Origin of the sequence: Neobacillus drentensis (assembly GCF_036965245.1) — a bacterium.
Lineage (GTDB): Bacteria > Bacillota > Bacilli > Bacillales > Cytobacillaceae > Neobacillus > Neobacillus drentensis_G.
Window position 1 is genome coordinate 1 of the sequence record NZ_JBALPG010000145.1, and the last position, 8,923, is coordinate 8,923.

Here is an 8,923-nt window from a genome sequence, read left to right on the forward strand (position 1 = left end):
ATGTTTTGGAGGTCATTTTGTGAATTTCCGTTCAAAGAAAAAACTTTATATTCTAACTTTTACCCAGTTGGCAATTTTCATAATCTCATTTTTTTACTATCGGAATTTTTCGTTAATTAGCTATATCAATATATCTTTTCTAATTTCTGCAGCTTTGCTTTTAACTGCTTTACTGCTTTATACTATTCATACAGGCTTCTATGATGCCATTTCTAGATCCTTTAATCTTGTCTTTTCACGAGGTAATGAGAAAAGACAATTCGAAGATATTCCAAGATTATCCAAAATGGTTACTATCGATGAAAAGCCACTCCTTTTTCACGGGCTTATGAATGGACTATTTATGCTAATCGCCCTTATGGTTTATTATTTTTAACTCACTTGAAATTAAATATATTAATCCTTTATAATGTGATTAATCAAATAAAAGATGCTAAGCAATGATAAAGAGTAGTACGTATTTTCCTTCGATTCAGAGAGTTTGTGGCTGGTGGAAACAAACACGAAACAATGCGGAATGGACTTTTGAGCTTCTTTCTGAAACTTATATCCAATAGATATAAATAGTAGGACTAGACGTTTTCCTTACGTTACAAGGACTCTAGATCATCCTAGAAAGATGATTTGGAACTGAGTGACTCTTTTTGAGTAATTTAGGGTGGTACCGCGAACCATTCGTCCCTATAAGTTTTTGGGGATGAATGGTTTTTTTTATCTACATTTTAGGAGGAAATTTGCAAATGAAGACAATCTTTTCAGGAATTCAGCCGAGTGGCACGATTACACTTGGGAACTATATTGGGGCGTTATCACAATTCGTGGAGCTGCAAAACGAATACAACTGTTTCTTCTGCATAGTTGATCAGCATGCCGTAACCGTACCTCAAGATCCGCAAACACTAAGGAAAAATATTCGAAGCTTGGCAGCATTATATCTTGCTGTAGGAATCGATCCAGAAAAGGCTACCTTATTTATCCAATCTGAAGTTCCGGCTCACGCTCAAGCTGGATGGATGATGCAATGTATTTCTTATATCGGAGAATTGGAAAGAATGACACAGTTCAAAGATAAATCTACCGGAAAAGAAGCAGTCTCAGCAAGTCTTCTAACCTATCCGCCGCTAATGACAGCTGATATTTTATTGTATAATACAGACCTTGTTCCCGTCGGTGAGGATCAAAAACAGCATATGGAATTAACACGGGATTTAGCTGAGAGATTTAACAAGAAATATAAAGACATTCTTACCATTCCAGAAATCAGCTTGCCAAAGGTTGGGGCACGAATTATGTCGCTCCAGGAGCCAACGAAAAAAATGAGTAAATCCGACCCTAACAAAAAGGCCTTTATCACACTATTAGATGAACCGAATCAGATCGTGAAAAAAATTAAAAGTGCAGTGACTGACTCAGATGGAATTGTAAAATTTGATACGGTCAATAAACCTGGGGTTTCTAACTTATTATCCATTTATTCAATCCTTGGAGGAAAATCAATTTCTGAACTTGAAGAAATGTATGCAGGGAAAGGATATGGAGATTTTAAAGGTGATCTTGCCGAAGTGGTTGCTGATTTCTTTAAGCCAATTCAAGAAAAATACTACAATTTGTTGGAATCAAGTGAGCTTGATGACATTTTGGACCGTGGTGCCGAAAAAGCAAACCTAGTCGCTTACAAAACACTTAAGAAAATGGAAAATGCAATGGGACTCGGCAGGAAAAAGAGATAGCATGAAAAGCTGAAGCGACCAGCGGAGTTGTCTCGCCGCTGGTTGCTCCTTGAAAAAGCTAACGCTTTTCCTTTGTATGAAATATTTCTGCCGAACCTTATTCTTTTGGAGCTGGACAATTTTCAAGCTTGAACTCAATAATTACTTAACCAAAATAAAAAGCCTGTCCGCAAAAGGTCTGCGATGCATACCCTTTGGGTCAGGCTTTTAGTTTACTTTTGGGACGTGCTCCATTTCCCAAAGCTTTTCAAAAAATGGCTGCCCTTTAATTATATTTTCACAGAAAGTTTCGTGCCGCTTGGACCATCCATACTTTGTTTCCTCAAATAATTGTTCCCAAGCATCTTCAAAGTTCAATTCTTGAATTGTTGAATATTGCTCTGGACACCATTCAGTATACCAATATCGTACCTCTGCTTCGTTTTTGGATGAAAATAGTTGATCAAGAGCCATAAATAACAACTGTTTTAGTTGTCTTTCTTTTCTAGTTAAGCCTCTCATCAGTTCCGGTTCGGGTGATAAAATATGGAAATCCTTTGTTTTAGGCTGTGCATAAAAATGATATTGTTTTGCATCATGCTGACTAATCATCTCGTACACAAGCTGTTCCTGTCTCGGAATTAATCTGCTTTTTCTAATTGGAATATTATATCCAATAGTATCTATTGCTAATATTCCCACTCCATCTGTGACAACAAAGCAATAGTCAAGCTGAACTCTTTCATGGTTTTTTCTTAAATAGGCTTTCTGATAAATATCGTCTAGAAGCTGCTGAGGCAACTCTGACAGATCATTTTCAATATAATTAAACAAAATCGGATCGACTTTTATAAGTGGTGCCTGATCAAGCAGCTCTACTCCGTCATCCTTACGCCATTCATGAAAGTGACAGACATTATATCCGTTTTCTTCCCCTTCAAACCAATTTGCCCAAACATCATGAAGATACAACATTGTACAACCCCTCACTTCAAGAAACTGTTTGTCAATCAGTATGGGCAGACCTTAGTTAAATTATTCCTTAATATATATTTTGCTCCAATTCCTAACTCTCTGTTTATTTACCAATGTGAATATGGGGTTGTATCATTTTTACATCCGAATGGACTTATATCAAAAGTCAAAAAAAATCTACCATATCAGGATGGTAGATTTTATCTTCTCGATTTAGGATTGAAGGCATCCTTTAAGCCTTCGCCAATAAAGTTAATCGATAAAATAGTGATGGTAATAATTAATGCCGGCGGCACCCATATCCAAAGCTTAAATTGGAGTACATCGGGCTCATTTGCCGAACTCAACATATTACCCCAGCTTGGAATTTCTTGCGGCACACCGAAGCCAAGAAAGCTTAAACCTGTCTCAGCAACTATCATCGTAGCAAATGTAATCGTTGCTTGAACAATAATGGTAGATAAAATATTGGGTAATAGGTGTTTCACAATTATTTTGGCCGGTGAACAACCAATAGAAATAGCAGCCGTAATATATTCATTTTCTTTTTCAGCAAGAATTTTACTTCGGACAATACGGGCAATACCACCCCAGCTTAATATGCTAATGGTTCCAATTAAAACCCATAATCCACTTACTTTCCCAAAAAAAATTGTATTTAATACAATTACGAATACAAGAAAAGGAAAGTTTAGGATAAAATCTGTAAATCTCATTAATAAGCTATCAACTGTCCCCCCGAAATAACCTGAAATCGAGCCGATTAAAGTACCAAGAAAAATAACAAATAATGTACAGCTCATACCAACTAGCAAAGAGATGCGGCCGCCATACAGTAATCTAGTAAATACATCATGTCCACCTTTATCCGTCCCCAGCCAATGCTTGCTGGATGGCTCTAATGACATTTCACCAATATTAATTCTTGTAACATCCGCCGTCGTAATATACGGTGCAAGGAAGGAGATAATCGCAACAAACATTAAAAAGATCAGGCTAATCATAGCCAGTTTATTCTTTAAAAACTTTTTCCGAGCAATTGCCCATGGTGATAAACTTTTTTTTAGGGGTGCAGCGATAATATTAGTATCCTTCTGAGTAATAATTTCCATCTTTTTTCCCCCTAATCTAGCCTAATTCTCGGATCTACAACACCATATAATATATCTGCCACCAGGTTGCCGATAAGTGTTAAGAAGGAGAATAACATTGTCAACGTCATTAATACTGCATAATCTCTGGATCCTACTGATTGTAAAAATAGTTGTCCAAGACCTGGATAAGTAAAAATTGATTCCGTGATAATTGCACCGCTGATTATAGCAACTAAATCAAAACCTAAAAAAGTAATAAGCGGAATAATCGAGTTCCTTAAAATATGAACATTGTAAATCTTTTTTTCTGACGTCCCCTTCGCACGTGCAGTTCGGACAAAATCTTTTCGGCTATTTTCAATAATATCATTGCGTAAGAATTGGGTATAACTTGCAGTACTTAATAATCCAAGAACCATCGCCGGTAGAAATACATGGTGAAGACGGCTTAGCCAATATTCTAATGTACCTTCAGATACTCCAATACCTACAGATCCATTGGATGGAAACCAGTCTAACGTAAATGAGAAGAAGAAAATGGCAAATACCCCGGCGATAAAAGATGGAATGGATAATCCCAAATAGTTCAATCCTCCTATTAGGTTATCACCAAGTGTATATGGTTTTCTTCCAGCATATGTTCCCATAAGGAATGCGAGAATATAGGTAATTAATATGGAAGAAAATCCGAGTAATAATGTGTTCGGAATACGTTCTCCAATTACTTCTGCTGCTGGAATTTTAAATCGTGTTGATTTACCAAAATCCCCTTGTACAAAGTTACTAACCCAGCGGGCATACTGCTGTGGTAACGGGTCGTTATAACCATATTTTTCCCGCATTTCTGCAATATATTGCGGATTTGTGTTTGTTGGATCAATTTCCCCGCCGAGAGAATCTCCAGGCATTAATTTTGCCAAGGTAAAGACTACTATGGAAATGAGGAATAACATCGGAATCATGCCCAAAATTCTTCGAAATGCATACTTTAGCATGTGCATTCTCCTTGTCTATAACTATGTTAAATTCGACAGGTCTATGTAACTCAATTCGTTAAAAATAGGAGAGACTTGGAGAACAGTTTCTCCCTGCCCCTCCAAAAAAACAAAATTGAGCTTAAACTTTATTAATATAAGCATTTAACATAGTCTATTACATGTTAGTCTGCTGTATTTATTGCTTAATCCACCATTCATTTGGACGATTCATCCCTGATACGTCAAATTTAGTGCCTTGAACTCGCTTGCTAACTGCCATTGTTTCTTCAATCTCAGCAATTGGTAATCCAGGAAGTTCTTTCATGAAAAGTTTTTGCCACTGTACATAAATATCTTTACGTTTTTTTGCATCAGTGCCGACAACACTCATATCAAGTGCTTGATCCAATAATTTATCGCTCTCTTCACTCACCCAGCGCGGATGATTCCAAAGTGCTTTCGAACTCCAGAGTCCAGTAGGATCTGGATCCGTACCAGTTGACCAGCCGGCAAAGTATACTTCCATAGATTTATCAGCCTTGTCAAGCATGTCATAGTAAAGGTTAAAATCTACCATATTAAGTTTTGTTTTTAAACCAACTGCTTCCCAATATTGAGTCATTGCTTTTGCACGTTGTTCAAATGTTGGGTTTTGTGTTGCATAGTGACTAAAGTTCACAACAAATTCCTTACCATTTGGATCCTCACGGAAGCCATCGCCGTTAACATCTTTATAGCCTGCTTCATCTAACAATGCTTTTGCTTTCTTAGGATCATATTTGAATTGCTCAAGTTCTTTATTATCTGCTGCAATCCAGTGATTTGTTGGAATCGGACGGTTTACTGGTTTACCTACACCAAAGAAGAACGCTTTAACCCATTCTTCACGATTAATAGCATAATACATTGCTTGGCGAAGTTTTAAGTTTTGATATTTTGGATCATTCATGATATTTTTCTCGCCTTCATAAGTGCCTAAGCGGAAACCAACATAGTAGTAGCTTAAGCCTGGATATGTTATTACATTTACATTATCAAGTGCCTTTACTTGATCGATAATGCTTGGATGGAAAGAAGTCATATCAAGTGTGCCATTTTTTAATTCCCCAACGGAAAGAGATGGGTCGATAACTTTAACTACAAGCTTTTCAATATGTGGCTTACCACCAAAGTAATCATCAAAGCGTTCCATTTCTACCGATTCACCTGGTACCACTTTTGTAACCTTAAATGGTCCTAAACCTACTGGCTTTGTACGAACTTGTTCAGCAGCCGGCATGTCTTTTACAGCTATACCTTCAAATTCCTTGCGTGATAATGGATATGTCCAAACATTTTCCAAATTGTTTACTCGTGCCTTATCAAAAGTAATTTGGATGTGGTAATCATCAATTACTTTAATGCCTGAGATTTTATCCGTCTTTCCATCGTGGAAATCTTGCGCACCTTCAATTGTTTTTACATTTTCAAAGCGAGAATTCTCATAATCTTTGTCAGCAAGCGTGTATAATGCGAATTCCCAGTCTTTCACTGATAACTCTTCGCCATTATGCCATTTAATGCCTTTTTTAATTTCAAAGTCAAATACCTTATTGTCTGCTGTTTTCCATGAGGCAATATGTGGTTGTGCCTTCAAGTTCTCATCATAATCAATTAAGCTTTCATCAAACAAATCGAGCACTTGATGATCGACAGCATCATCGTAGAAGGCCCAGTTGAATATACCTTTCGGTGATGAATCAAGTGCATATACTAATGTTCCACCATCCTGCGGCTTACCTGCTGTTTCACCAGTCTTAGTTCCTTCCTTTTCCTTTGTGCCTGCTTTTTCTCCGCCGCTGCATGCCGCCAAAAATGCCGAAAGGACAAGCATTAATGCAGCTAACATAAGCATACTTCGTTTCTTCATTTGTTTCCCCCCTATAAGATTTGTTTGGTAAAATTTGATTACAGTCTAGCTCCAGCTCGCAGCGCTAGTGTACAGCCCCTCTCCTCCATACGAAAAGTCAACATTGAATCGACTTTCTTCTTTCACATACAGAGCGGTCCTGTCCATTCGTCGCTAAACGGTCGCTTCCGCTTTTCTAATAAAGGTGGCAAGCTACTCGATGAGAAGGCTTCACCTCCTTTAATATGGGCTTTGTCTTAGAACATTCCTCCATTGCCATTGGACAGCGCGGATGGAATGGGCAGCCTGATGGCGGATTGATTGGACTCGGCACATCTCCTTTTAAAATAATTCTTTCTTTCTTTACCCTCGGATCTGGAGATGGGATCGCCGATATTAAAGCCTGTGTGTATGGATGGAGAGGTTCTGCGTAAATGAGATCCTTATCAGCAATCTCTACCATGTTTCCTAAATACATAACACCTATTCTGTCACTCATATGTTTAACAACACTTAAATCATGAGCGATAAATAGGAATGTTAAATCAAATTCTTCTTGTAAATCTTTTAATAGATTTAAAACCTGTGACTGAACGGATACGTCAAGTGCAGAGACCGGTTCATCAGCAATAATTAATTTTGGTCTTAGTGCAAGGGAGCGGGCAATTCCGATTCTTTGGCGCTGTCCGCCAGAAAATTCATGTGCATACTTATAATAGGCTTCTTCTGGTAAACCTACTTTATTCAATAAATCCATGACTTCCTGTTTCAATTCAGCTTTACTCTTCTTTGAAAAGTTATAAATGGGTTCAGCAATGATATCACCTACCATTTGCATCGGGTTCAAAGAAGCATATGGATCTTGAAACACCATTTGCATATCTTTACGAATCTCTCGAAGTGATTTACCGGAAATTCTGGTAATATCTTTACCATCAAAAAGAATACTACCTTCTGTTGGTTTTAATAATCGTAATATAGTCCGGCCAGCAGTAGATTTACCACAGCCGGATTCTCCTACAAGTCCTAGTGTTTCCCCTCTCTTAATCTCAAAAGAAATATTATCAACCGCTTTTACATTCCCTACAGTGCGTTTAAAAAATCCGCCTTTAACAGGGTAATAGGTTTTAAGATTCTGAATCTCTAAAAGGTTTTTAGATTGTGAGGAAGTTTTTTCTTGGTTCTTATGTACGGATACTGTACTCATTACCTCACCCCTTCTCTTGGTTTACTTGTTTCAAAGAGTAAACAGGCAACCTCATGGCCTTGTTCAACGTCTTCGAGTACAGGGGTAACTGTAAAGCACTCAGGCATTGCTTTTGGACACCGGTTTGCAAATCGGCAGCCAGCCTTTGGCATATTTGTTAATGATGGAACAATACCTTGGATTGAGCTTAAACGTTCTTCCGTTTCTTCCATCTTAGGAATTGCACCCAACAATAATGTTGTATATGGATGTTTAGGATCATGAAACAAAGTATCAACATCTGTTCTTTCAACAATCTTCCCCGCATACATAACGATGACTTCATCACACATTTCCGCTACTACTCCTAAATCATGTGTTATGAGGATAACGGACATATCGTTTATCTCTTGTATCTCTTTTAAAAGCTCCAAAATTTGTGCCTGTACAGTTACATCTAGGGCTGTTGTTGGCTCGTCTGCGATTAATAATTTAGGCTGGCAGGCAATGGCAATAGCAATCATTACCCTTTGTCTCATACCGCCTGATAGTTGATGTGGATATTCATCAACAATTTTTTCGGGACGGGAAATTCCAACACTCTTTAATAAGGCAATTGCTTTCTGCCGTGCTTCTTGTTTCGAAATTTTTAAATGGTTAAAAAGAACCTCTTGGAGCTGATATCCAATTGTAAATACTGGATTCAGAGAGGTCATTGGCTCTTGGAAGATCATTGAAACATCCTTACCACGGATTTTATTGATTTGGGATTCAGACATATTCGCAAGATTAATTCCATCAAAAATTATTTCGCCTGATTTGACTTTTCCAATTCCTTTTGGAAGCAGCTGCATAATCGACAGACTCATAACAGATTTACCGCAGCCTGATTCTCCAACAACTCCGACAATTTGCCGTGGTTTTACCTGAAATGAAACATTATCTACAGCATTGTAATCAGTTCCATCAATATCAAAGGCTGTCTCCAAATTCTTCACTTCGAGCAGCGGTATCTCTTTGAGACGTGACTTTTTAGTGCTCATAGTCCACCTTCTTACTTTTTTGAATTATTCTGTTAGCTATTTGTCGTCTTT

8 protein-coding genes and 1 other annotated feature are annotated in these 8,923 nt (G+C 37.7%); of the genes, 2 read left to right on the plus strand and 6 right to left on the minus strand.

What is annotated here, in order from left to right; translation table 11 throughout:
- Together V7150_RS22455 and trpS are read left to right on the plus strand one after the other, a co-directional pair.
- Nucleotides 1-376, plus strand: a 376-nt coding sequence (locus tag V7150_RS22455; protein ID WP_335522655.1) for a DUF3899 domain-containing protein, incomplete at its 5' end; no start/stop codon positions are given.
- 55 nt (nucleotides 377-431) lie between these two features.
- Nucleotides 432-686: a binding site (T-box leader), on the plus strand.
- 54 nt (nucleotides 687-740) lie between these two features.
- Complete coding sequence (gene trpS, locus V7150_RS22460) at nucleotides 741-1,730, plus strand: tryptophan--tRNA ligase (RefSeq protein WP_335522657.1); 990 nt, start codon at nucleotides 741-743, stop codon at nucleotides 1,728-1,730.
- 207 nt (nucleotides 1,731-1,937) lie between these two features.
- Here trpS and V7150_RS22465 read toward each other — a convergent pair whose 3' ends face one another.
- The 6 genes from V7150_RS22465 to V7150_RS22490 all read right to left on the minus strand — a co-directional run bounded on the left by V7150_RS22465 (nucleotide 1,938) and on the right by V7150_RS22490 (nucleotide 8,872).
- Nucleotides 1,938-2,684, minus strand: coding sequence for a YjbA family protein (locus V7150_RS22465; RefSeq protein WP_335522659.1), 747 nt, complete (start codon nucleotides 2,682-2,684; stop codon nucleotides 1,938-1,940).
- A gap of 200 nt (nucleotides 2,685-2,884) precedes the next feature.
- Entirely contained in the window at nucleotides 2,885-3,796 is a 912-nt protein-coding gene (opp4C, locus tag V7150_RS22470; RefSeq protein WP_335522661.1) for an oligopeptide ABC transporter permease, read from the minus strand.
- A gap of 11 nt (nucleotides 3,797-3,807) precedes the next feature.
- Complete coding sequence (gene opp4B, locus V7150_RS22475; protein ID WP_335522664.1) at nucleotides 3,808-4,773, minus strand: oligopeptide ABC transporter permease; 966 nt, start codon at nucleotides 4,771-4,773, stop codon at nucleotides 3,808-3,810.
- 178 nt (nucleotides 4,774-4,951) lie between these two features.
- Nucleotides 4,952-6,664 (minus strand): oligopeptide ABC transporter substrate-binding protein, encoded by a 1,713-nt coding sequence (gene opp4A, locus V7150_RS22480; RefSeq protein ID WP_335522666.1) that lies wholly within the window; start codon nucleotides 6,662-6,664, stop codon nucleotides 4,952-4,954.
- A gap of 175 nt (nucleotides 6,665-6,839) precedes the next feature.
- Nucleotides 6,840-7,850 carry an ABC transporter ATP-binding protein gene (locus V7150_RS22485; protein WP_335522668.1) on the minus strand — a complete coding sequence of 337 codons (1,011 nt, stop codon included), beginning with the start codon at nucleotides 7,848-7,850 and terminating at the stop codon, nucleotides 6,840-6,842.
- Nucleotides 7,850-8,872 (minus strand): ABC transporter ATP-binding protein, encoded by a 1,023-nt coding sequence (locus tag V7150_RS22490; protein ID WP_335522670.1) that lies wholly within the window; start codon nucleotides 8,870-8,872, stop codon nucleotides 7,850-7,852. The genes V7150_RS22485 and V7150_RS22490 overlap by 1 nt, the downstream gene beginning before the upstream one ends.
- Nucleotides 8,873-8,923: the final 51 nt, after the last annotated feature.

Bases quoted from the DNA above. Each gene is read 5' to 3' on its own strand.
- V7150_RS22465 (WP_335522659.1), bottom strand. From the start codon at position 2,684: ATGTTGTATCTTCATGATGTTTGGGCAAATTGGTTTGAAGGGGAAGAA.
- V7150_RS22485 (WP_335522668.1), bottom strand. From the start codon at position 7,850: ATGAGTACAGTATCCGTACATAAGAACCAAGAAAAAACTTCCTCACAA.
- trpS (WP_335522657.1), top strand. From the start codon at position 741: ATGAAGACAATCTTTTCAGGAATTCAGCCGAGTGGCACGATTACACTT.
- opp4A (WP_335522666.1), bottom strand. From the start codon at position 6,664: ATGAAGAAACGAAGTATGCTTATGTTAGCTGCATTAATGCTTGTCCTT.
- opp4B (WP_335522664.1), bottom strand. From the start codon at position 4,773: ATGCTAAAGTATGCATTTCGAAGAATTTTGGGCATGATTCCGATGTTA.
- opp4C (WP_335522661.1), bottom strand. From the start codon at position 3,796: ATGGAAATTATTACTCAGAAGGATACTAATATTATCGCTGCACCCCTA.
- V7150_RS22490 (WP_335522670.1), bottom strand. From the start codon at position 8,872: ATGAGCACTAAAAAGTCACGTCTCAAAGAGATACCGCTGCTCGAAGTG.